Origin of the sequence: Desmospora activa DSM 45169 (genome assembly GCF_003046315.1) — a bacterium.
Taxonomy (GTDB): Bacteria; Bacillota; Bacilli; order Thermoactinomycetales; family DSM-45169; genus Desmospora; species Desmospora activa.
Map to the genome: position 1 here is coordinate 97,897 of NZ_PZZP01000001.1, position 21,848 is coordinate 119,744.

A 21,848-nucleotide genomic window follows, 5' to 3' on the forward strand; every position below is an offset into this window, starting at 1 on the left:
TGGATGAACACCCAAGAAATCGTACAAAAGCTGTGGAATCTCTGTAATGTCCTGCGTGACGACGGGATCACCTATCATCAGTACGTGACTGAGCTCACGTACATTCTTTTTCTTAAAATGATGAATGAGCGCGGACAGGAAGAGGCCATCCCGGAAAAATATCGTTGGCACCAACTGTGCTCCCTCCATGGGGAAGAAATGTACAAACATTATCGTGCACTGCTCACTCACTTAGGCACCGAGGCGGAAGATGAGCTGATTCGCCAAATCTATCACAACGCTTCTACTAATATTGACCAGCCCAAAAACCTGGAGAAGATTATCCGCTCCATCGATGATCTTGATTGGTACAGTGCCCGCGAAGAAGGGCTTGGCAATTTGTATGAGGGACTGTTGGAGAAAAACGCCAGCGAAAAGAAATCAGGTGCCGGTCAATACTTTACTCCACGGCCCCTGATCGATGTGATGGTAAAACTGATCGACCCCCAACCCGGCGAGCGTTGCAATGATCCTGCCGCCGGCACCTTTGGCTTTATGATTGCTGCGGATCAGCATGTGAAGAACAAGACAGACAATTACTACGATGTATTGAAGTTACGAACCTTTCAGGTTCATGAAGCCTTCAGTGGCTGTGAATTGGTACAGGAGACCCATCGCCTCGCCTTGATGAACGCCCGTCTGCACGGAATTGAAGGCAAAATCCATCTGGGAGACTCCCTCTCCAGTATCGGGATGCAAATGGATGAGATGGATGTCATCCTCACCAATCCACCCTTTGGAACCAAGCGGGGCGGAGAGCGGCCGGCGCGGGATGATCTTACCTTTCCCAGCACCAACAAACAGCTTAATTTCCTTCAACATATCTACCGGGCGTTGAAGCAAAACGAGAAAGCCCGTGCCGCCGTCGTCCTACCGGATAATGTTCTGTTTGAAGATGGAGTCGGCCGCCAAGTACGGGAAGACCTGATGAACAAGTGTCGACTCCATACGATTCTGCGCCTGCCTACTGGCATCTTCTACGCGCAAGGTGTTAAAACCAATGTGCTCTTCTTTGAACGGGGCAGCACCGATACGGGCAATACCGAAGAAGTCTGGTTTTATGACCTACGCACCAACATGCCCAGCTTTGGCAAGCGCAACGCTCTCACCGAAGCTCACTTTGACGACTTTGTCAAAGCCTACACCGCCACCGACCGTACCCAAGTGGAAGATACACGCTGGTCCCGCTTTACCCGCGAAGAAATCCGAGCCAAGGGAGACACCCTCGACCTGGGACTGATCGTCGACGAATCCCTTTCTGTATACGAAAACCTCCCCGACCCCATCGACTCCGCCGAAGAAGCCATCGCCAAACTGGAACGCGCCACCAGCCTGTTAAACGAAGTGGTGACGGAGTTGAAAAAAGCGGAGGGGGTGAAGAAGTGAGTCGCAAAAAGAAACAGACAAAGTCAATGGAGGAGCTATTGCAGGAAGCTCTGGTGCCGAAGGAGGAGCAGCCGTATGATGTGCCGGAGAATTGGGTGTGGGTAAGGTTATTAAATGGAGTAGTAAGTTGTCTAGATAAGTTTAGAAAACCTGTTAATGCACGTGAAAGGGAATTAAGAAAAGGAGATATTCCCTACTATGGTGCTACTGGGCAAGTTGGTTGGATTGATGATTATTTGACTAACGAAGAACTGGTGCTTGTTGGCGAGGATGGAGCCCCATTTTTAGATCCTATAAAACCGAAAGCTTATAGAATTGAAGGGAAAGCATGGGTTAACAATCATGCTCATATTCTTAAATCCAGCTTTGGGAGTGTGGGTAACAGGTTTTTAACCTATTACTTGAATCAATTTAATTATAATGGATTCGTTACCGGTACAACGAGACTAAAATTAACACAAGCAAAGCTGAAGCAAATCCCCTTCCCCCTCCCCCCTCTTCCGGAACAAAAACGAATCGTCAACCGTGTTGAATCCCTACTTGGGAAAATCGACGAGGCGAAGCAACTGATTAAAGAAGCACAGGAAAGTTTTGAACAACGTCGCGCCGCCATCCTTGCCCGTGCCTTCTGCGGAGAACTGACCCGCACTTGGCGGGAACAAAACCCCGACATCGAACCCGCCGACCGATTGCTGGAACGGATTCGGGAAGAGAAGGCTCAATCGGAGACGTTGAAGCGTGGACGGAAAAAGAGTGGTGATTTGTCACCGATTGATCCACCTTATGAGTTGCCGGAGGGATGGACGTGGGTGCGGTTGGGGGAGATTGCAGAGAGTACGGTTTACGGTACATCTACAAAAACGAATGATGAAGCGAATGGAATTCCTGTAATAAGAATGGGGAACATTCAATATGGAGAAATTGATCTGACCAATTTACGTTATTTGCCCAGTGATCATCCAGATATAGAGAAATATCAATTGGAAGAAAATGATTTATTGTTTAACCGGACGAATAGCTATGAACTTGTTGGAAAAACCGGTATCGTCAGATCCCAACATGCTGGGAAAATGACATTTGCCTCATACTTGGTAAGAGTTCGTTTATATTGCAAGGATTTATTGGCCCAATATATTTGTTACTACATTAACAGTGTTGATGGGCGAAATCATCTACTATCAACAGTGACTCAACAAGTGGGTCAAGCAAATATAAATGCTACAAAATTGCTCGGTTTACCTGTTCCTTTACCACCAGAAAATGAATTGATCCATCTGAACAGATTATTACAACAGGTATTTAAAATAGAAGAAGAAAGTAAAAGTGCACTTACATCCTTTGATTTTACTATTCTCACCCAATCCATCCTCGCCCGCGCCTTCCGTGGCGAACTGGGCACCAACGACTCCTCAGAGGAGAACGCCTTAGAACTCCTCAAACAAACCTTGGCAGAGCAACATGGACTGGCTTACGAGCAGACCCCAAAGCATACTCTATTGGCTGCAGAGCAAGGAGAATTATATAAAATCACATGAGACGGAGTCGCTGACTCTGTCTTCTTTTCTTATGAAGAAATAACTACGCTAATATTAAAAAGAAGCCCAGGATCGTTATTCTCATAACACCCTTGACTCCCTGGATGAAAAATGAAACCCACTTCTATGTTGAAAAAATACTTCGTGTGACACACTCGTGAAAGTTATCCGGAAATCCATTCTTCCAGTTTAATTTTCGGATTCGATACTGTATACAGCCTGCATCTCCCCAGTACATATCCGTTTCAGGGTCTGAGTCAATTTGCATTGAGACTCCACACGCCTGAAGGCGTGGGATTCTTGGGTAGTTCGCGCCCTCAGTCCATTTCTGTTTCGGACAACTCCCAAGTTCAGGGCGGTCTCATCAGCCCGTCCCATGCAGTTAGAAGTGTACCCACATGGGCGGCGTACCTGTTACCAGTACGCTAGGGTGCAAGGCCGGAGATGGCTTTTCCGATATTGATGGCTCCGTTTAAATCGGCATGGCAGTCATAGCCACATTTTTTGCATTGAAAACGAAGCCCCTGTCGATTCCGCTTCTCCCTGTGTCCACACTTACACGTCTGGCTCGTGTATTCAGGGTTCACTTCTTCAAAGCGGATTCCAGCCATTTCCGCCTTGTACCGAATAAAGGCTTTTAATTGGTAGAAAGACCATGAATGCATGCTTCTTCCCGGTTCTCTTTTTGACTGGGCTCGGTTACGGATATCTGTCAGGTCTTCCATGCGGATCGTTCCCACACCGTGGGTGATCGCGAAGTTGACCAATTGACGGCTGATTTGATGATTCAGGTTCTTCATCCAGCGAGATTCTTTGTTTTTGGATTGGCGGATCGCTTGTAATTTCTTGTTCTTTCCTAACTTTCTTCTCCGTGAGAAAAAGAAGCGCCGAACAAAGGCACAGGGACTTCCTTTGAAAAACAGCGATTGTGTCCCCACACTACTGACAGCGAGATAGCGAAGTCCAAGGTCAATCCCCATCACTTTTTTCTTGGTGGTTGCTTCCACTTCCCAGGTGAGGGGGAGGGCCATATACCATTTCCGCTTCTTTTGATAGAGCTTCGCCGCCCCAAGTTTCACCGACCCCTGCACGATTTTCTCTAACCACGCTTGCTGAAAGGGACGAGTAACCACAGGAACGCCAATCCTTTTTTCGAGGGTGGGAAAGGAGACGGTATAGAAATCCCCACTTTTCTCCACCTTGAAATTTTGGTTGTTAAAGCAACACCACATCTTACGAAACGTTTTTGCACGTTGCTTTTTCTTCTGGGACTTCACTTCGCGAATCGTTTGATTCACAACCGCAGACGGAAAGGGATCGGAGGAAAACTCCTTGAAAATCTTGCTGGTTGCCTGATTGACCTCAGGGTGTAGGAGAAGCCAGGTCGCAAACTCCGTATTGATTGCAGTCATTTGCCGATACATGGTTTGTTTCGCTTCCGTCGGCTTAAACAGCTCAAGCCGTAGTGTGATGGTGGGCATTTTATCACCCCCTTGTTTTTTGTTCCTCCACATTACGCTTGATTGTGTCACTAGACACTTTTCCTGCCGTATTGACAAAGAAGGAAGGTGTCCAAAGAGTCTGCAAATGGCGGATATGGTGAACTTTGACCACTCCACACGCCTAAAGCCGTGGGATTCTTGGGTAGTTAACACCCTCAATTCATTTCTGCTTCGGACAACTCCCAAGTTCAGGGGTGTGGCATCACCCCGTCCCATACAGTTCTACAGCCAAGCCGCATGTACCCGTATAGGCGGGACACCTGCACCAGTGTCCTAGTCCCTACGTTCCTTTTTAACCCAGCGGAAGGATTGGTTCGCCACTGGAACTCCATACCATAACGTTTTCAAGGAACAAACCTACTACCAGTGGGATGATAACCGCTCATATGTTCGATTATACAAGAAACGAGTTGCTCTTGCTACCCCTAAAAAGGGGGTTTCGAGCAACGCCGCCTTTCATCCCACGATTGAAACCGTGGGCTTTCAGACGGCGACTTACTGTAAAAGGGGCCAATTATCGACTTCTACTTCCATATAAGGATATCCAAACAACCGACTTTGCGCTGGAAACGGACATAGGTTTTCGATTTCGTCATTTAAATCATAATAACGGTCGGTCACATCCGCTCCAGATATGCTTTCAATATTATATAATTCATCGGGGGCGCCGCCATCACAAGGAAGCATCCACTCTGCCCAGTAGGAGAGTTGGCATGGATCATAACGATCAAGTCTCTTCCAATCCTCTGGGCGAAATCGTACTTTTGACTCATCGTCGATAGTTCGACGGGTGAGTTCATCCACCCTCCCCTTAAAATGAAGGGCATAAAACTGATAATCCTCTAGGTAGTCATGATCAAAGAAATAGATCCATCCATGTGATGGAAGACGTCCTTCATAATCCCACATGTTTATTTCCGACAGATTTAACTGACTGACAAAAAAGAGTGGTATCGTTCGTTTATTATATACATTGTAGAAACTTGGCCATTCCCAGTCCTCAGGTAAATCGGGATCGCCACCGATCTTTGACTGCCCGATGGAAAGTGAGTCGTCGGAAGTACGTTTCATTTTGATTCGAACAGAGTATGCCAATTGCTCTTTCAAAAAGTTTCGGCCCCCTTCCGAAAAGCTGCTTTTGTCAATGAGTTCAGACGATTTCTGTCTCGCTTCCTCGATGTAGTGCTTAATCAACTCAATATCTCACCTTCGCTTTAAAAGCTATCATGATATATAGTTTACATTACGAACTTATGTTTGTGAAGTGGGTGGGTTCTCTAAGGTGGAGATCACACGGAAATATACAATTATGGCTTAGGGTTTACCATCAGTCCGCATGAAGATATCTTGGAAGAAGCTCCACTATATTATGATAACAACGGAAAGCCGATGATATTGATTCTGGATCGATTGATTTTTCAATGATACCGAATGTAGAATGTAGAAGATTTGGACCTATATGTAGTATCGAAACAATTGCACAGTGGCTCCATGAGAGATGGAAAGATGCCGGGGGAGAACAATCCCCATTCCAATTTGCTCTTACATATCAGGACGATTATCCTAGTTACTATGATTTGAGCACGATGAGATATTATACATAGATGTAGAGAAGTTGGTAAAAGGGTATCAAAAACGGCGGCAATGATATCGCTAGAAAGGTGATATAGTGAGCACTCAAAAAATGCAGTGGGAAAATGGAGAGAAACTTGATGATCATTTAATTAGAGAAATGGAAAGGTATTTTGGCTTTCGCCTTCCACTGGATTTTGTGAATGTTGTAAAGCAATATGATGGTGGAAGGCCGGTTCAGTACTTTTTTGATTATGATAGGCGCAAACGAGTGATGTTCGGTGAACTTCTCTCCTTTAATCCAAACAAAAAGTTTAATGCTGTTTCCGCCTATGGATCACTGTATGAAGACGAGGATATAGAGTTACCAAAGGAACTCGTTCCTTTTGCGCTAGATCCTGCTGGTAACCTTTATTGTTTTGACTATAGCCAAGATAACATTCGACCATCGGTTGTTTTTGTTGACCATGAAGGCTCGGAGGATGTTGATTATATTTGTGATACCTTTACAGACTTAGTCAATAAACTTTATTTGGATCGATAAATGATGATAAAAGAAGTTGGAGGAAAGAAAGAAATGAGCCTAAATAAAATCATAGAACTTATCAATCTGTATGGCGAGAAGGATGATTTTAGTGAAAGAGCATCGGATAAGCAGATCAGTAAAATCGAGCAAGATCTTGATGTAATCCTTCCAAATAGCTATCAATGGTTTCTTAAACATTTTGGTCATGGTGGTATCGCTGGTGTTGAGATTTTAGGGACTACTGCAATGGGAGTTTATCCAGTAATAAATGCAACGATTTATTGTCGAAGGTATAATCTCCCGCCCTCGTTTGTTCTGATTGAAAATGTCGATGAATGGGTGAATTGCCTTGATACAGCACGTATGAATAATGGGGAGTGTCCGGTAGTTAGCTGGGATCGGTTTGGCAACAGTAGAATAAAGTATGATAACTTTTACGACTTTCTGTTTGATCAATTTCGACAAGCTGTTGATAATCTGGATGAGGAGGGTTTAGTCCTGAAAAATGATAGGTAATGAATATTCCATAAATATATGCTATACTGAATAGACAAGGCACGATCCATATCGGACGTTTCTCTATACGGATCTTCTTTTTAGGTAGTGCTTCGGACCCTGCCTTGGCCTTAGCCTCATTGGGCCAGGGCAGGGGTTATCCGATATCGCCCCTGAAAAGGAGGTGCCTCCCGATGCTCATACGGAAGGAGGTGAAACCGTATGCGAGACTTGCTTTCTTGGCTCTTCAGCCATTTTTGGCAGGCTTTTCTGGTCTTTGGACCAGTGTTCCTGACCTATTGGCTGCACCAGAAACGCAAGAAGTCCGATACCCGCGGCAACGGGGACCGGACTCCCAACTGCTAATCCATAGTTAAAGGATGTTCACGGACCCGGAGACCGCCGGGTTCGTGCCTTTTTATTTTATCTTCATTCTATCCTAATGCAAGACAAAAGTAAACCCGGCCATTGGTCTGTTTCCTTCTAGGTAGATGGTTCCCATCAGAATGCGGACAATCCACTTGCTAAGGGGAGCCTATATAAAATCAGATGAGACGGAGTCGCTTTGGGAGCAAATTCCTGAGACATTAAAAAATATCGATGAAATAGGAAGTAGGGTGATTCTTGAATCAGAGGTTGGGTATCTAACTGTGGTCGGAGGAGAGGTAATTGGGGAAGAAATAGATGAGATAGATGAACATCTATTTGTAGTAGAGTTTTTTGATGATAAGGGTGATTTTAGCACTTTGTTAAATCCAAATGGTGATCCTGAAGAAATAATAAGCTTTGGTGATGGAGATTTTATGGGGAATGTTGTTGTAGAGTTTTCAGCGGTAGAAAAGGCTTTTGAACACTTTTTTAGAACGGGTAAATTATCCCCAGACTTGGATTGGGAGTAAAATTGAAAATAACAAATGAGTTTTAAGTGGATGGGAGTGCTGGGGATTTAAAAGGGGTTCAAAATCTAGTTGAAGAATATAACCATTGAAAAGGTTGGTAGTGATTTTCCTGGAAACAATATTGTAGGTTTTGGTCTTGTAGAAAAAGCCTTCAAACATTTTTATGAAACAGAAAGTATTTTGGAAGATCTTGAATGGGATCAAGTTATGAATTTATAATATATTTAAGCATCCCTTGTGGGTGTCTTTTTATGTAAAAGAGGTATCCATGAAGACTGGACATGGACGTTGTTTCTACTGTTACCGTTGGTGGCATTGTTTACCTTGACACGGGGCGATCTTGCCCTGGTCGGGGTAGTGGTTGGTGCGGTGAATGGAACAGTACTTTACCACTAAATTGATCACTGACGGAGGGTTATCTAATGAGAATTTGGCTATTGCAGAGTAAACTCGATGATGGATATGAAGATCTTCAACTTGTCAATTTCGACGATGATCATGATAAATATTTCAACAACATCAATCAACCTATTCCAATAGCTGATAAATGGGGGAAAGTAGAGGTCTATACTTTGACCGAAGGGGATCAAAGCGATTTCCCTCATTTTTGGGGATCAGGGGACGATGTCCCAATTTTCTCCGAAAGGGCTTTAAATGTTGTCTATGATTTAATTGAAGTTAGTGTTGAGGTTTTACCTTTAAATCATCCTCAACATAATTATTTTGTAATGCATGTATTAAATGCAGTGGATGCCATCGACTATGATAAAGCTATAGTAAGACAACTAGAATCGGGCCTTCGAGTTAGTTTTACGAAGTATTCATTTATCCCGGAAAAGATAATTGACCAGCATATTTTTAAAGTTTATCTGGATGACAGTGTTTTTTCCAGAGTTTTTGTATCAGATGAATTTAAAGAAAGGGTAACATCAAGTTCGTTAGTAGGGTACGATTTTGTGGAAGTATGGGACTCCGAAAAATCCGATTCATGATGACGCTTCTATCTTGGCACTCTTTTGGAGTCGAAACTGCTAAATTTTATCGGCAAGATCCGCTTTGATTATTTCGACTTCTTCTGGGATAATCTAAAGGCGGCTTTGACGATACTGCTTGAAAGGTGATACAAGTAGCATGAGAAGGAAGAAATTAAAACATGAATAAGGAAAAAATTTTAGCTATGGTAAGCGAATACCGAGAAGATAGTTTTTTTACTGGTTCTGTACATGATTTCCATGTTAATCAAATCGAAGAATTGTTAGAAGTAACACTTCCAGATGATTACAAATGGTTTGTTAAGAATTTTGGTCACGGAGGTATTGGGGGTGTTGATATCCTTGGCGTTTCTAAAACCGAACTTCCTACTTGTGTAAAGTTCACACAAAGATATAGAGAATATGGTTTACCTCATTCATTCGTTGTTATAGAAAACTGTGATGAATGGGTAAATTGTCTTGATACAGCAAGTATGAAAAATGGGGAGTGTCCTGTGGTTGATTGGGATCGGTTTGGCAGTAGTAGAATAAAATATAATAACTTTTATGACTTCCTGTTAGATCAGTTTAAAGAGGCTATTGATAATCTGGACGATTAATTTTGATGCTGAGGTGGCTTGAAATGGCTCTATACTTAGGACCATTTCGTTATCAACTTGAAGGTGTTCTTGGTTTTAGTTAAAGAATATTACGTTTTAATCAGTAAACAAACATTTCAGGTATGTGATATTTCGTGATATAACTGTTCGTTTTTTAGGAACCGATAAAACCGTAAGATGATAGAGCTATGGACAAGGTCTTAAAAAAAGAGATTGTTGAAGCGTTAGAAACTGAGCCACCCGATTATAAAGAGTTTGTTTGTAGATATGGTTCAGGCGAAATAGGAAATGTTGTTGTTTTGGGGTTAAGAGAAGCGGAGTTTGTTCCAACACCATCTTTTTTTGATCAAACTATAAAGTATCGAAAGGAACTGCCGATCGAATACTCTAATACCATAGTAATTGGTGTGGATGGAGTGGGTAACCCTGTAGGTTTTATCCCTCCAGATACATCAATTTTTGTGTTTGATCAAAATTTTGGTGGACGGTGTGGAAAGATCTAATCCTACGATATAAAGAGACCATCTTACCCTTATTGGGAGCGCGGCTGTCAAGATCGCTCTAGCACGGTGGCGAGCATACGGTGGACGACCTCGTGGTCACGCGGATCGTGCAGGCGGTAGTCCTCACCCGGCAGTGTGTACCACTCCTCGGCGCCGACATAGGTGATGGCGAGCGTGAGGGTGCCGTCGTCATCACAAGTGGTGCGCAGTTCGAGCTCCCCGCTGATCACGCCGACCTCAGTGGTCATCACACCGTGGGTCGCGGTGAAGATTGACGACTTCTTTTTCATATGAGTGACTCCCTTCTCGGGTTGGATGGTTGCGTTGCAAGTACTACCAACGGTTGGTTGGTAGTACTTGCAGACGCATGAACGGACTCAGTAGGAGCAGGTGTTGAGCATGCTTTGCAGCGCGGACTTCTCCGACGACTGCAGGTGCAGGTTCCAACGGTATTTGGTGTTGATCCACCACTTCGCGTACGCGCAACGGGCGCCGGAACGCGGCGGTTGCCATGTCGACGGATCCTGGTCGCCCTTGGACCGGTTGACACTGGCGGTCACCGCGATCAGCTGCGGGCCGTTGAGGTCGTTGGCGAAGGCCTGGCGCTTCTCCGTGGTCCAGCTGCTGGCGCCGGAACGCCACGCCTCGGCCAGCGGCACGATGTGATCGATATCGATTTCGGACGGCGAGTACGCGGTGACGCCGTCGAAGTAGCTGTACCACTTGCCGGACGTGACGGGGCAATCCCCGCTGTAGTAGTCGGCGTCGCGCTTGAGCACCACCTGGCGGGTGTTGCAGCCGCCTCCTTGGCTGGTCCAGTGCGGGAACTTGTCGCGTGAGTATCCGGTCATGGAGCCTTCGGACTGCACGGTCAGCGAGTTTAGCTCGGCTTGGGCGGTAGACTTGGACGGTGTTCCGGGCGGAAGCGCCCAGGCCGTCGGCTGGTTATATAGAAAAACAGCAGACAATGACAGAACCAACGCAATTGACCACAACATCGATTTCTTGAGCATAGAAATGCCTCCTATATGTATTTTTTGAACTATATATATATTTAAGTATCTATATTCATTTTTAGTGAATGAAATGTTAATAGTATGATAAAAGATTGCAACTAAAGCCGAAATAAAGGGTGAGAGCCACATGTTAATGACTGGCGATTACGCTGCGTTTACCAGCCTTCTCAGTATTCAGGCCGTTAGAGGATTTATCCAAGGTATTGGGAAAAGTAAGGAATCGTTGCCATACGCCAATGAACAGGCTGCTGAGAAATGAAGGAAGAGAGAAGTGTTTTGCGAGGTGCTTGATCACTTTAAAAGAGATTGAATTTATAAGATTGGTCAAGGTAAGAGGAAAAATGCTGACTTAAAATACGAAGATATCAAGATCGGTTGAGAAGTAAAGATAAGCACGAGGACGACGATTACTAATAAAAAGGTGCCGCCCGTTTGGATAGGGCGTTTTATAATTGGCTACGTCATAGCGTCAAAATTGGGTGCCCATGGATGCTTTACTATTGTATCAATAGGTCACGACTATCCCCCCTCCTACCGAAAGGGGTTCTAATTCTTTTTCTATAAATCGATCTTGATAAAAAGTTGTAATCTTGTATACTTGTATTACAACTTGATAAAACGCTTACATTGAGATTTGGAGGGGGAATGGTGGTTTTGATGAGGCGATTCTGGTTGATTCCGGTGCTGTTGGCGGCACTTATCCTTACCTCATGCAGCAATAAAGAGTATCAGTACTTCTCAATTGCAACCGCTTCCACCGGCGGGACTTATTATCCCATCGGTGTTGGGATGGGCAATTTATGGACGGAGAAATTAATCGATCAGGGAATACGGGCAACGGGTCAATCGTCGGCGGGTTCGGTTGAAAATATTGATCTATTGCAGAAAGAAGAAGCGCAGTTGGCGATTTTGCAAGCGCTGATCGGGGACCAAGCTTATAACGGTACCGGGATTTATGACAGTAGGCCATATGAAGATTTGCGCTCGATGACGATGTTATGGCCCAATGTGGAGCACTTTGTCCTGCTTAATAGCCGTATCAAGACCGGAACGATCGCCGATATCGAGGGAAGAAGTTTTTCTGTCGGACCAAAAGCCAGCGGGACGGAGCAGTCCACACTGGCGTTGATGGAAGGTATCGGGTTGACGACGGCGGATATTTCTCCTGAACATCTCGGCTATGATGATACGATTTCCGCCATTCGCGATGGTCGCCTAGAAGGGGGATCGCTGCCGGCGGGAACACCGGTTACCGCGATTACCGATATGTATGCCAGTGGAGTGCGGGCCGATGTGCTGGATGTAACCGATGAGCAGCTTGAGGCGATTAACCGGCAAAACAATGTATTTTTTCGATTTGAGATTCCAAAGAGAACCTATCCGCGCAAGACAGAGGATATTCAGACGATTGCCCAATCCAACTTTCTCGCCGTCGATAAGAAGTTGGACGAAGATATGGTGTATCTGTTGACCAAGACGTTATATGAAAACCTCGATACGATGTATGAAGTGCACAAGTCGGCTCGGGCCATGTCACTGGAAAATGCCTTAGAAGGGATTTCCGTCCCGCTTCATATGGGTGCTTACCGCTATTACAAGGAGCAGGGATTGGAAATTCCGGCAGAGTTGATCCCGCCGGAAGTGAAGGATGAGTAGAGCCAACTAGGGGGGTACCCCGCAGGCCTGTCCAGTGGCGAAGCCAGCTCATAGGAAGTGGAACAAGCCGTCAAAAGGTGATGAAAAAAGCGTTGTGTACTGTAGAAGCAGCCTTTGTACCACAGCCAACGAAGGGGTAGCTTCGAGGCTGTTTAAACCGGGTGATTTGAAACACTAGATAGATGATGCCACCACTACTCAGTGAAAAAAGTCAGGCGAGAGGGTATCAACATATCCGCGGGCCTGTTCAGTGGCGAAGCTATGCTATGAGTTGCAGGATAACCGATCTTACTAGAAGGGGGAAAGGCTATGACTGCGGAAACAAACCAAGAGAATGAAAAGCAGGAATCGATCGGCAATCTCCGCACGCTTCAGGGGACACAGCGCAAAATTGTGGCGGCGATCGGTGTGTTGTTATCCGCTTTTGCCATTTATATCAATAGTTTTATCAATGTGCAGGACATTTATCGCAATATTATTTTTCTAACCTTTTTGCTTGTGTTGGCGTTTTTACTCTATCCCACGACCAAAAAAGAAAATCGGGAACGCTTCACCCTGCTGGATATCGTCCTTGCCGTTGCGGGGATAGCGGGACCCGGATATATCTTCCTGTTTTATGAGACGATCCATGTGGACCGGATCTCGCAAGCGATTTTACCCGATTATATTTTTGCGGTTATTACCGTGCTGTTGCTGTTGGAAGCGGCTCGACGCACCATCGGGATATTTATTCCGCTGCTGGCGTTTGCCGCGATGCTTTATGCGGTTTTTGGTCCGTATATTCCGGGGATGTTCGGTCACGCCGGCTTTTCCATTGAGCGCTTGCTATATCGGGTGTATATGACGACAGAGGGGATCTTTGGCGTCACGCTCTCGATCGCATCTACTTATATTATGATCTTTATCTTGTTTGGTGCGTTTTTAAGTGTCAGCGGCGCATCGAAGCTGTTTAATGATTTGGCGATCGCAGTCGCCGGGCAGCGGCGGGGAGGTCCGGCGCAAGTGGCGGTCATCTCCAGTGCCCTTACCGGCTCACTCAATGGAAGTGCAGTAGCAAACGTCGCCACTACCGGTGCCTTCACCATTCCGCTGATGAAACAGATCGGGTTAAAACCGAAATACGCGGCGGCGGTGGAAGCGACCGCTTCTACTGGTGGGATGATCACACCGCCGATTATGGGGGCCGCCGCTTTTATCATGGCCGGGTTTCTCGGTGTTCCATATTCTACGATTGTGCTTGCTGCCATTATTCCCGCCCTACTTTACTTTATCGCCTTGGCCTTTGCCATCGATTTACAGGCGAAAAAACAGGGGTTAAAAGGGATGAGCAAAGACTCCATCCCGCAGGTATGGGAAGTGTTGAAAGAACGAGGGGTGTTGTTGCTACCAATTATTATCGTCATCGTCTCTTTGATGATGGGTTATACCCCGTTATTTGCAGGGTTTGCGGGCATTATTGCGGTGATTGTGGCCAGCTGGCTCACCCGGGACAAGGAAACGCGCGTCACCTTGCGCAAAGTGATTGAAGCTTTTAGCGAAGGAGCCAAAGGTTCGGTTCAAGTGGGGCTCGCCTGTGCTTCTATCGGGATTATTATCGCTGTGGTAACGATGTCCGGCTTGGGATCGGCGATCGCTTATAACGTTTTATCCGTAGCAAACGGGATGTTGTGGATTGCGTTGCTGCTGGTGATGCTCACCTGTATCGTCCTGAGTATGGGTTTGCCCTCCACCGCTCTCTATATCGTAGTGGCGGTGACCGCAGCGCCAGCCTTGGTGGAAATGGGAATCAACCCGATCGCTGCGCACTTCTTTGTCTTTTGGTTTGGGGCATTATCCAATATTACGCCCCCTGTCGCCCTCGCCTCTTATACCGCTTCCGGTATCGCCCGGGCGGATGCGATGGAGACTTCCTGGACATCAGTCAAATTGGCGCTGCCGGGGTTTATCATTCCGTTTATGATCGCCTATAATCCAACGTTGATCCTACAGACGGATTCGGGAGATCCGGCGGGAATTGGAGTGATTTTACTGACGCTTGCTACCTCTGTCTTGGGTGTGTTTGCATTAACCGTGGTGCTCACCAACTACTACTCCACTTCCCTGAACATGGTGGAGCGCATCGGCTTTTTTGCCGTAGCAATGCTGTTGATCCATCCCAGTCTACTGACCGACTTGATCGGCTTTGCGGTGATTGCTGTCCTTTTAACTTGGCATATCCTTCGTTCTAAAAAAATGGAGAAATCGGAGCAGTCCACATTGACCGAAAGTGCGTAAACAGCCTAAAGAGAGAGGTAGTTGACAAAAGGGTGAGGCGGAGCGGACGTCCCTTCATCGTTGCAGGGGAAAGTGGCGTGAAACGGAAATCCGGCCGTCCCCCGTTCGGGGTTTTGTCAGCAGCCTGAAGGGAGGGTGTGACATGGGATCGATCATTGAACGCAAAAAAGTGTCCGTCCAGGTGCTAGAACGGATAAAAGAGATGATCAAATCGGGAGAACTGCCACCCAACAGCAAGCTTCCTTCGGAAATGGAACTGGCGGAACGATTTGGTGTTAGCCGCTCTCCTATTCGGGAGGCCCTCAGCGTCCTCGCCGCCAGCGGTATCATTGAATCAAAGCAGGGCGGCGGCAGCTGGGTAAAAGAAGTGCAACTGGTTAATATGCTGGAGCAGGTGACACTGGATCTCGTGGATGTGGAGCAGGTTTATGATCTGTTGGAAATGCGCAATATCATGGAAACTGAAGCGGCCGCCTTGGCGGCTCTTCGTCATGATCCAGACGAAATCGTAGCTTTGCGACAAGCCCTGGACGATTTTGCGCAAACGGTTAAAAATCGGGATTTGGTCGGGGATGAAGCCGATTATCGCTTTCATCGCATCATTATCCAAGCTTCTCGCAATCCGTTTTTAGAACAGACGATGGAAAACGTCTCCGATTTGCTAAAAAAAGCGCTCACCTTTTCTTTGCAGAAAAATATCGGCTTACAGCGGAAGCGGGAAGAAGTGTATCAGGAGCATCTGGCTATCTATCAAGCAATCAAAGTGAAAAATCCGGAAAAAGCAAGAAAAGCGATGAATATTCATTTGCACAATGCGCGGCGAAAGTTGGGGGATCATCGGGTGACACCGTGATCCTCTCATCTTCCAATCATCTCTGATGTAGTAACCTTAGAAAGGAGTTAATGGTATGGACAAAGCTTTGGCTCAGTTTATCAATGAAATGAAACAAACGATCAGGGATCCCAAGCGAATGTTGCTCGATCAGGCGGATCGGGCCAGCTATGCCTATGATGCCTCTTTTGGTTTTTATTTGCCTGATGTTGTCATACAGCCGACTGCCAGCGATGAAGTGGCGGAAATAATGAAACTGGCCAATCGGTATCAGGTTCCCGTCTATCCCCGGGGACAGGGCACCAGTTTGAGCGGTGGGCCGTTGCCGGTAAAAGGAGGAGTCGTTCTCGATTTTTCCCGATGGGATACTACGCTTGAGATCGATCCGGAGGATATGCTGGCCATCGTTTCGCCAGGGGTGCTGACGGCGGCGATCGATCAGGCGGCAAGGGAGTACGGTTTGATGTATCCCCCCGATCCAAGCAGCGCCCATGTCTCCACCATCGGGGGCAATCTGGCTGAAAACGCCGGTGGACCGAAGGGACTCAAATACGGGGTGACCAAGGATTATGTGCTGGGATTGGAAGTGGTTACTCCCGAAGGAGCGATTATCCGCACGGGGGGGCGCACGGTTAAAAATGTAACCGGCTATGATTTGACCAAACTGATCGTCGGGTCAGAGGGGACGCTGGGCATTATAACGGAAGCGATCCTGAAGCTGGTGCCGCGACCGCCCGCCACACAGACGTTGATGGCGCTGTTTGCCGATATGGTCGATTCGGGTCGGGCTATTTCCAAGGTGCTGACAGCAGGCATCGTTCCGGCAAAGATGGAGCTGATGGATCAGGCGTCGATTGCGGCAGTGGAAGCGTATGAGCCGCGTGGTCTTCCGCTGGATGTGGATGCATTGTTGCTGATTGAGCTGGATGGTCATCCCGCCGCCATTGCCGAAGAGATTGTCAAGGTGGAGCGTCTGTGTAAAGAAGTGGGGGCACGGGAGGTCAAAGTGGCTGCGAATGAGGTGGAGGCGGCGGAGTTGTGGCGAGCGCGCAAGCTGGTCTCTCCTGCTATCGTGCGGATGAAGCCGACCAAAATCTCAGAAGATGCCACGGTGCCCCGTAGCCAAATCCCGGCCATGTTTCAGCGTCTAAAAGCGATTAAAGAGAAGTATCGCATTGACCTGGTGGTATTTGGCCATGCCGGAGACGGAAATTTACATCCCAACATTATTGCCGATGTGCGTAATCAAGAGGAGATGGAACGGGTGGAGCAAGCGGTGGCCGAACTATTTGCAGCGGCGGTGGAGTTGGGTGGGACGCTATCCGGAGAACACGGCATCGGAACGATGAAGGCGCCCTTTATGGAGATGGAGTTGGGAGAAGCGGGGCTGGATATGATGAAGCGAATCAAAGCGAGTTGGGACCCCAATCATATCCTCAATCCCGGCAAAATTTTCCCCGAACCGGGGCAAAAGTTGGTGTTGCGCCATGACTGATCCGCGTTTTGCCTATCAGGAGACCTTTGCTTGTGTGCAGTGCGGATACTGTTTGCCCGCTTGCCCTACCTATCAAAGTATGGGAAAAGAGACTCACTCCCCCCGTGGTCGCATTAACTTGGTAAAGATGGCGGCGGAAGGGAAGCTATCGCTGTCGGAATTGGCGGAGCCAATCGATCTCTGTTTAGGCTGTCGCGCCTGTGAAACCGCCTGTCCCACCAATGTCCAGTATGGAAAAATACTAGATTCAGCCAAAACCGCACTGACAGAAGAGAGAAAGTCATCCACCTCATGGCTGAAAAAGAAGGGACAACAGCTGGCTTTTGAAAAAGTGTTGCCGAATCCGCAGCTTTTGCAAACCCTTGGTACCGGGCTTTATCTTTATCAACAGAGCGGTGCAGCAAAACTGTCGAAAAAGACAAAGCTGACGGATTCACTGCTGCCGGAAGCTCTGGCTTCCTTTGAAGCGGTGACCCCGGCAGCCGTCTCACCTTGGCAGCGAAAACAACGCCCCCATCATCTTCAGGCAAAGGGGGAGCCGCGTTATCGTGTCGGCTATTTTACCGGCTGTCTGATGGATACCCTATTTGCCACCATCAACGATCAGGCAATTCAACTGTTGCAGCTGGCAGGCTGTGAAGTAACCGTGATCGAGGAACAAACCTGTTGCGGTGCCCTCCAGCATCACAGCGGGGAGCGGGAGCTCGCCAAAAACCTGGCCAAAGCCAACATCGCTGCCTTTGAACAGCATTCCTTTGATTGGGTTGTCAACAGTATCGGCGGTTGCGGGGCGATGCTGATCGAATACGGGGAACTGTTGCATGAGGAGGAAGAGTGGCGCGAACGGGCCGAGCGCTTTGCCGCTAAAAATGTGGATATCAGCGTCATTCTGGCGAAGGTGTTGCTTCCCTTTACAACCGAGATCAATAAAGTGGCTACTTATCAGCCCTCTTGTCATATGACCCATGTGCAAAAACGGACGACAGAACCGTTGCAATTACTGCAATTGATCCCCGGTATCACCTATGTTCCTTTAAACCAGAAAGAGATGTGCTGCGGTTCCGCCGGTATCTATAATCTGGTGCATTATGGGGAAGCGATGGAGATTCTTGATCACAAAATGAAAGAGGTCCACCGTGTCAAACCGGAAATGATCGTTACCACCAATCCCGGTTGCCATCTACAAATGAAAATGGGTGTTAAACGGGAAGGGCTGGAGGAACAGATCGAGGTGGTCCATTTGGTTGAACTGTTGGCTGAAGCTTGTGGACTGTAGGAATGCGATTGATGGGCCAGCACAGAGTCTCAAAAATCCCTTCCCCACGAAGTAGTGTTATTTCAACAGGAGGTAAAATCATGATTGATTTCACCATCATCGGTGGAGGCATTGTCGGTCTCTCCGTCGGTTATGCCCTACAGGCGAAATTTCCACAGGCAAAGCTGATGATTTTAGAAAAAGAAGCGGCCCTTGCGATGCATCAGACCGGGCGCAACAGCGGGGTGATTCATTCCGGGATCTATTATAAGCCCGGTAGCTATAAAGCCCGTTTTGCTAAGGCAGGCAGCCGTTCGATGCGGGCTTTTTGTCAGGAGCACGGCGTTGAGGTAGATATTTGCGGCAAAGTGATTGTAGCGACAATGCCGGAGCAACTGCCGTTGTTGGATAACTTGCTGGAAAGAGGCAGACAAAACGGTCTCGATCTAAAAAAACTAACCCCGGAAGAACTGAAGGAACGAGAACCTCATGTGCAGGGGCTTGCAGCCATTGACGTTCCAATGGCGGGGATTGTCGACTATAAACAGGTGGCAGCGAAGCTGGCGGAAAAGATCGAAGAACGTGGCGGAGAGATTCGACTCCATACAATGGTGCAGGCGATTGCGGAAACCGTGGATGGTGTTACCATCGAGACCAACAGAGGAACCATTCACAGCCGGTTTATGATCAATTGTGCTGGGCTTCACAGCGATCGCATCGCCAAAATGGCGGGCTACCCGCTAAAGATGAAGATTGTTCCGTTTCGGGGAGAGTATTATAAGCTCAAACCGGAGAAGCGCGATCTCGTCAAGCATTTAATCTATCCGGTGCCCAACCCAAAATTCCCGTTTCTCGGTGTTCACTTTACCCGTATGATCGACGGCGAGGTGGATGCCGGTCCCAATGCAGTGCTCAGCCTGAAGCGAGAAGGCTATAAAAAGACGGATATCGATTGGAGAGATATGGCGGAGGTTTTTGCTTATAAAGGATTTTGGAAGATTGCTCGAAACTATATGCGTGTAGGCATGGAGGAGATGATCCGATCGGTCAGCAAGAAAAAATTTGTTGCCAGCCTACAGGAGCTGATCCCAGAGGTCAAGGAGGATGATCTCGTCCCCGGTCCAAGTGGTGTTCGTGCACAAGCGTTAACTGTCGACGGTACGCTTGTGGATGACTTTCACCTCGTATTCGGCAAAAATAGCCTCCATGTCTGCAACGCTCCCTCCCCTGCCGCCACCGCATCCCTGGAAATCGGTAAGGAAGTTGCCGCAAAAGTGGCGGAGCGGCTGTTGATGAGTGCATAGTGAGAAAGTAGTGATTCAAACAAAAAAGACCGGGAATACCCGGCCTCCAAGCGCACAAACCGTACGGTTGTGCGTTTTTTTATAAAGACGCCCGTAGAATCGCTGTAACATCCTCGCGGGTGAGGGTTTGATAGCGCCCAAAGGATTCGGCGCCCAGCATGGTTTGATCCACCATCCGCTCCAATTGCGAATCGTCGATATCATAATCGGCGAGACGATTGGGAGCGCCGAGAGAATCCCAGAAAGCGCGCAGGCGCTCCACCCCTTCTGCGGCGACGGCATGATCGGTTTTACCACTGGGATCGACACCAAAGACGTTGACGGCTAACTGTTTCGCTTTGCTGGGGTCGTGTAGGGCGGTATGGCGGATCCATTGTGGGAACAGAATCGCCAAGCCCCCGCCGTGGGGAATATCGTATACCGCTGATACCGCGTGTTCGATGCGGTGGGTGCTCCAGTCCCCGCGTGTTCCCATGGAGAGAGTGCCGTTTAAAGCCATGGTGCCGGCATATAGGATAGTTTCCCGCAGTTCCAAGTTTTCCAGATCATCCACCAGTTTGGGTGTCGTTTCAATCACTGTCGTCAGGATCGATTCGGTAAAACGTTCCACCAACGGTGTATTAGGTGAACGATGAAAATATTGTTCCAGGGCGTGCGACATGATATCGACGGCACCGTACACAGTCTGATCACGTGGCACGGTAAGGGTGTGGGCAGGGTCTAAGATGGAGAAACGCGGATAAGTGAAGGGCGAACCCCAGCCCAGCTTCTCCTGTGCTTCCCAGTTGGTGATGACGGAACCGGGGTTCATCTCAGAACCGGTGGCGGCCAGTGTCAGCACCGTGCCAAAGGGTAGAGCACCAGAGGCGACATCCCGTTTGGCGATAATCTCCCAAACGTCGCCGTCATAGAACGCACCGACGGCAATCGCTTTGGTGCAGTCGATCACGCTGCCACCGCCGACGGCCAGCAGAAAATCGATTTGATGATCCCGGCACAGTTGTACACCGCGGTGGACGGTGCTGAGGCGGGGGTTGGGTTCTACCCCGGCCAGTTCATACACTTCTTTGCCTGTTTGCTGAAGCAGGCTGACCACTTGATCGTACAGTCCGTTTCGCTTGATACTGCCGCCTCCATAAATCAGGAGTACCCGCCGGGCGTCGGCGGGGATTTCTTCTTTTAACGATTCCAGCTGCCCCTGGCCAAAGATTAGGCGAGTAGGGTTATGATATGTAAAATTGTCCATTGATCGATCACCTCGATACATTGATACCCGTCAGTAACAGCGGTCAATCCAGGCTATAGAAAAAACAGCGACAGGGGATTACTTAGGAGAGATGAGAGCTTCGAGAAACGATGGTTTGAATCTGGTTGACCAAGAGGTTGATCGCCACCTGATTATAACCCCCTTCGGGTATGATCAGATCGGCGTATCGTTTGCTCGGTTCGATAAACTGTTGGTGCATGGGGCGTACGACCGTTAAATATTGCTGAATGACAGAGTCAAGGCTGCGCTCACGCGTTTTGATATCCCGTTCCAACCGCCGCAAAATGCGAACATCGGCGTCCGTGTCGACAAATACTTTAATATCCATCAACTCCCGCAGCCGCTCATCCTCCAAAATCAAAATCCCTTCCAGAATGATCACATCTTTGGGCTCGACGAGGATACTTTTGGGAGACCTTGTATACAGCGTATAATCGTATACCGGTTTTTGGATGGGCTGTCGTTGCAACAGTTGGCGTAGATGTTGTGCCAACAACGCATGATCAAACGCGAGAGGATGATCATAATTGGTATCGATCCGCTCCTCCATCGTGAGGTGACTTTGGTCGTTGTAGTAGGCATCCTGTTCAATCAAGGCGACAGAGTCGGCAAATCGCTCACAGATATTGCGGGCAACCGTTGTTTTGCCGGAACCGCTGCCACCGGCAACTCCGATGATAATGGGACGATTCATCACGATA

General features: G+C 47.7%; 23 protein-coding genes and 1 pseudogene. 17 read left to right on the forward strand and 7 right to left on the reverse strand.

The genetic code is table 11. The features are described from left to right. Positions 1 to 3: 3 nt before the first annotated feature. Positions 4 to 1,425 carry a class I SAM-dependent DNA methyltransferase gene (locus C8J48_RS00460; RefSeq protein WP_107724440.1) on the forward strand — a complete coding sequence of 474 codons (1,422 nt, stop codon included), beginning with the start codon at positions 4 to 6 and terminating at the stop codon, positions 1,423 to 1,425. Further along, positions 1,422 to 2,960 carry a restriction endonuclease subunit S gene (locus C8J48_RS18570; RefSeq protein WP_170105020.1) on the forward strand — a complete coding sequence of 513 codons (1,539 nt, stop codon included), beginning with the start codon at positions 1,422 to 1,424 and terminating at the stop codon, positions 2,958 to 2,960. Before C8J48_RS00460 ends, C8J48_RS18570 begins: the two co-directional genes overlap by 4 nt. A 425-nt stretch (positions 2,961 to 3,385) precedes the next feature. Here the strand turns inward: C8J48_RS18570 and C8J48_RS00470 are convergent, their stop codons facing one another. The 3 genes and pseudogenes from C8J48_RS00470 to C8J48_RS00480 all read right to left on the reverse strand — a co-directional run bounded on the left by C8J48_RS00470 (position 3,386) and on the right by C8J48_RS00480 (position 5,569). Further along, positions 3,386 to 4,441: an RNA-guided endonuclease TnpB family protein gene (locus tag C8J48_RS00470; RefSeq protein ID WP_107724441.1), complete on the reverse strand. Its 1,056-nt coding sequence runs from the start codon at positions 4,439 to 4,441 to the stop codon at positions 3,386 to 3,388. A 4-nt stretch (positions 4,442 to 4,445) separates the two neighbouring features. After that, positions 4,446 to 4,559 (reverse strand): annotated as a pseudogene (locus tag C8J48_RS00475) (IS200/IS605 family transposase); the annotation flags it as partial. Positions 4,560 to 4,957: 398 nt separating this feature from the next. Beyond that, a complete protein-coding gene (locus C8J48_RS00480; protein ID WP_146160426.1) occupies positions 4,958 to 5,569 on the reverse strand; it encodes a DUF1963 domain-containing protein in 612 nt (203 codons plus the stop codon). A 562-nt stretch (positions 5,570 to 6,131) separates the two neighbouring features. Between C8J48_RS00480 and C8J48_RS00485 the strand changes: the two genes are divergently transcribed. The 8 genes from C8J48_RS00485 (at position 6,132) to C8J48_RS00515 (ending at position 10,048) form a co-directional block, all read left to right on the forward strand. Further along, positions 6,132 to 6,578 carry an SMI1/KNR4 family protein gene (locus C8J48_RS00485; protein WP_107724443.1) on the forward strand — a complete coding sequence of 149 codons (447 nt, stop codon included), beginning with the start codon at positions 6,132 to 6,134 and terminating at the stop codon, positions 6,576 to 6,578. 3 nt (positions 6,579 to 6,581) lie between these two features. After that, entirely contained in the window at positions 6,582 to 7,076 is a 495-nt protein-coding gene (locus C8J48_RS00490) for an SMI1/KNR4 family protein (protein WP_170105022.1), read from the forward strand. 173 nt (positions 7,077 to 7,249) lie between these two features. Continuing rightward, positions 7,250 to 7,432 carry a hypothetical protein gene (locus C8J48_RS00495; protein WP_107724445.1) on the forward strand — a complete coding sequence of 61 codons (183 nt, stop codon included), beginning with the start codon at positions 7,250 to 7,252 and terminating at the stop codon, positions 7,430 to 7,432. A gap of 129 nt (positions 7,433 to 7,561) precedes the next feature. After that, a complete protein-coding gene (locus tag C8J48_RS00500) occupies positions 7,562 to 7,954 on the forward strand; it encodes a hypothetical protein (RefSeq protein ID WP_107724446.1) in 393 nt (130 codons plus the stop codon). 69 nt (positions 7,955 to 8,023) lie between these two features. Beyond that, positions 8,024 to 8,173, forward strand: coding sequence for a hypothetical protein (locus C8J48_RS18575; protein WP_170105025.1), 150 nt, complete (start codon positions 8,024 to 8,026; stop codon positions 8,171 to 8,173). 203 nt (positions 8,174 to 8,376) lie between these two features. After that, the gene (locus C8J48_RS00505; RefSeq protein ID WP_107724447.1) at positions 8,377 to 8,946 is read left to right on the forward strand and encodes an imm11 family protein; all 570 of its coding nucleotides are present in this window, start codon (positions 8,377 to 8,379) and stop codon (positions 8,944 to 8,946) included. 161 nt (positions 8,947 to 9,107) lie between these two features. Further along, a complete protein-coding gene (locus tag C8J48_RS00510) occupies positions 9,108 to 9,545 on the forward strand; it encodes an SMI1/KNR4 family protein (protein ID WP_107724448.1) in 438 nt (145 codons plus the stop codon). Between the two features lie 188 nt (positions 9,546 to 9,733). Further along, entirely contained in the window at positions 9,734 to 10,048 is a 315-nt protein-coding gene (locus C8J48_RS00515; RefSeq protein ID WP_107724449.1) for an SMI1/KNR4 family protein, read from the forward strand. Positions 10,049 to 10,095: 47 nt separating this feature from the next. On the opposite strand, the gene C8J48_RS00520 is transcribed toward C8J48_RS00515, so the two are convergent. Together C8J48_RS00520 and C8J48_RS00525 are read right to left on the reverse strand one after the other, a co-directional pair. Next, positions 10,096 to 10,338, reverse strand: a complete 243-nt coding sequence (locus C8J48_RS00520; protein ID WP_107724450.1) for a hypothetical protein — start codon at positions 10,336 to 10,338, stop codon at positions 10,096 to 10,098. Positions 10,339 to 10,425: 87 nt separating this feature from the next. Then, positions 10,426 to 11,061 carry an HNH endonuclease family protein gene (locus C8J48_RS00525; protein WP_107724451.1) on the reverse strand — a complete coding sequence of 212 codons (636 nt, stop codon included), beginning with the start codon at positions 11,059 to 11,061 and terminating at the stop codon, positions 10,426 to 10,428. Between the two features lie 130 nt (positions 11,062 to 11,191). Between C8J48_RS00525 and C8J48_RS19155 the strand changes: the two genes are divergently transcribed. The 7 genes from C8J48_RS19155 (at position 11,192) to lhgO (ending at position 19,880) form a co-directional block, all read left to right on the forward strand. Next, entirely contained in the window at positions 11,192 to 11,323 is a 132-nt protein-coding gene (locus C8J48_RS19155) for a hypothetical protein (RefSeq protein ID WP_281261178.1), read from the forward strand. Positions 11,324 to 11,721: 398 nt separating this feature from the next. Continuing rightward, positions 11,722 to 12,720, forward strand: coding sequence for a TAXI family TRAP transporter solute-binding subunit (locus C8J48_RS00530; protein ID WP_107727516.1), 999 nt, complete (start codon positions 11,722 to 11,724; stop codon positions 12,718 to 12,720). Between the two features lie 309 nt (positions 12,721 to 13,029). Beyond that, the gene (locus C8J48_RS00535; protein WP_107724452.1) at positions 13,030 to 14,994 is read left to right on the forward strand and encodes a TRAP transporter permease; all 1,965 of its coding nucleotides are present in this window, start codon (positions 13,030 to 13,032) and stop codon (positions 14,992 to 14,994) included. A 142-nt stretch (positions 14,995 to 15,136) separates the two neighbouring features. After that, positions 15,137 to 15,847 (forward strand): FadR/GntR family transcriptional regulator, encoded by a 711-nt coding sequence (locus tag C8J48_RS00540; RefSeq protein WP_107724453.1) that lies wholly within the window; start codon positions 15,137 to 15,139, stop codon positions 15,845 to 15,847. Positions 15,848 to 15,902: 55 nt separating this feature from the next. Continuing rightward, positions 15,903 to 17,321, forward strand: coding sequence for an FAD-binding oxidoreductase (locus C8J48_RS00545; protein ID WP_211316569.1), 1,419 nt, complete (start codon positions 15,903 to 15,905; stop codon positions 17,319 to 17,321). Beyond that, on the forward strand, positions 17,314 to 18,597 hold the full coding sequence (locus C8J48_RS00550) for a (Fe-S)-binding protein (protein ID WP_107724454.1): 1,284 nt from the start codon (positions 17,314 to 17,316) through the stop codon (positions 18,595 to 18,597). Before C8J48_RS00545 ends, C8J48_RS00550 begins: the two co-directional genes overlap by 8 nt. A gap of 80 nt (positions 18,598 to 18,677) precedes the next feature. Then, entirely contained in the window at positions 18,678 to 19,880 is a 1,203-nt protein-coding gene (gene lhgO / locus C8J48_RS00555) for an L-2-hydroxyglutarate oxidase (protein WP_107724455.1), read from the forward strand. 79 nt (positions 19,881 to 19,959) lie between these two features. On the opposite strand, the gene C8J48_RS00560 is transcribed toward lhgO, so the two are convergent. Next, positions 19,960 to 21,126, reverse strand: coding sequence for an iron-containing alcohol dehydrogenase (locus tag C8J48_RS00560; protein WP_107724456.1), 1,167 nt, complete (start codon positions 21,124 to 21,126; stop codon positions 19,960 to 19,962). A gap of 82 nt (positions 21,127 to 21,208) precedes the next feature. Beyond that, the gene (udk, locus tag C8J48_RS00565) at positions 21,209 to 21,844 is read right to left on the reverse strand and encodes a uridine kinase (RefSeq protein WP_107724457.1); all 636 of its coding nucleotides are present in this window, start codon (positions 21,842 to 21,844) and stop codon (positions 21,209 to 21,211) included. Positions 21,845 to 21,848: the final 4 nt, after the last annotated feature.

Excerpts from the sequence above, each read along its gene's own strand:
- C8J48_RS00460 (WP_107724440.1), top strand. The coding sequence starts at position 4 with ATGAACACCCAAGAAATCGTACAAAAGCTGTGGAATCTCTGTAATGTC.
- C8J48_RS00470 (WP_107724441.1), bottom strand. The coding sequence starts at position 4,441 with ATGCCCACCATCACACTACGGCTTGAGCTGTTTAAGCCGACGGAAGCG.
- C8J48_RS00490 (WP_170105022.1), top strand. The coding sequence starts at position 6,582 with ATGATAAAAGAAGTTGGAGGAAAGAAAGAAATGAGCCTAAATAAAATC.
- C8J48_RS00495 (WP_107724445.1), top strand. The coding sequence starts at position 7,250 with ATGCTCATACGGAAGGAGGTGAAACCGTATGCGAGACTTGCTTTCTTG.
- C8J48_RS00500 (WP_107724446.1), top strand. The coding sequence starts at position 7,562 with ATGCGGACAATCCACTTGCTAAGGGGAGCCTATATAAAATCAGATGAG.
- C8J48_RS00505 (WP_107724447.1), top strand. The coding sequence starts at position 8,377 with ATGAGAATTTGGCTATTGCAGAGTAAACTCGATGATGGATATGAAGAT.
- C8J48_RS00510 (WP_107724448.1), top strand. The coding sequence starts at position 9,108 with ATGAATAAGGAAAAAATTTTAGCTATGGTAAGCGAATACCGAGAAGAT.
- C8J48_RS00515 (WP_107724449.1), top strand. The coding sequence starts at position 9,734 with ATGGACAAGGTCTTAAAAAAAGAGATTGTTGAAGCGTTAGAAACTGAG.
- C8J48_RS00520 (WP_107724450.1), bottom strand. The coding sequence starts at position 10,338 with ATGAAAAAGAAGTCGTCAATCTTCACCGCGACCCACGGTGTGATGACC.
- C8J48_RS00525 (WP_107724451.1), bottom strand. The coding sequence starts at position 11,061 with ATGCTCAAGAAATCGATGTTGTGGTCAATTGCGTTGGTTCTGTCATTG.
- C8J48_RS19155 (WP_281261178.1), top strand. The coding sequence starts at position 11,192 with ATGTTAATGACTGGCGATTACGCTGCGTTTACCAGCCTTCTCAGTATT.
- C8J48_RS00530 (WP_107727516.1), top strand. The coding sequence starts at position 11,722 with ATGAGGCGATTCTGGTTGATTCCGGTGCTGTTGGCGGCACTTATCCTT.
- C8J48_RS00535 (WP_107724452.1), top strand. The coding sequence starts at position 13,030 with ATGACTGCGGAAACAAACCAAGAGAATGAAAAGCAGGAATCGATCGGC.
- C8J48_RS00540 (WP_107724453.1), top strand. The coding sequence starts at position 15,137 with ATGGGATCGATCATTGAACGCAAAAAAGTGTCCGTCCAGGTGCTAGAA.
- C8J48_RS00545 (WP_211316569.1), top strand. The coding sequence starts at position 15,903 with ATGGACAAAGCTTTGGCTCAGTTTATCAATGAAATGAAACAAACGATC.
- C8J48_RS00550 (WP_107724454.1), top strand. The coding sequence starts at position 17,314 with ATGACTGATCCGCGTTTTGCCTATCAGGAGACCTTTGCTTGTGTGCAG.
- lhgO (WP_107724455.1), top strand. The coding sequence starts at position 18,678 with ATGATTGATTTCACCATCATCGGTGGAGGCATTGTCGGTCTCTCCGTC.
- C8J48_RS00560 (WP_107724456.1), bottom strand. The coding sequence starts at position 21,126 with ATGGACAATTTTACATATCATAACCCTACTCGCCTAATCTTTGGCCAG.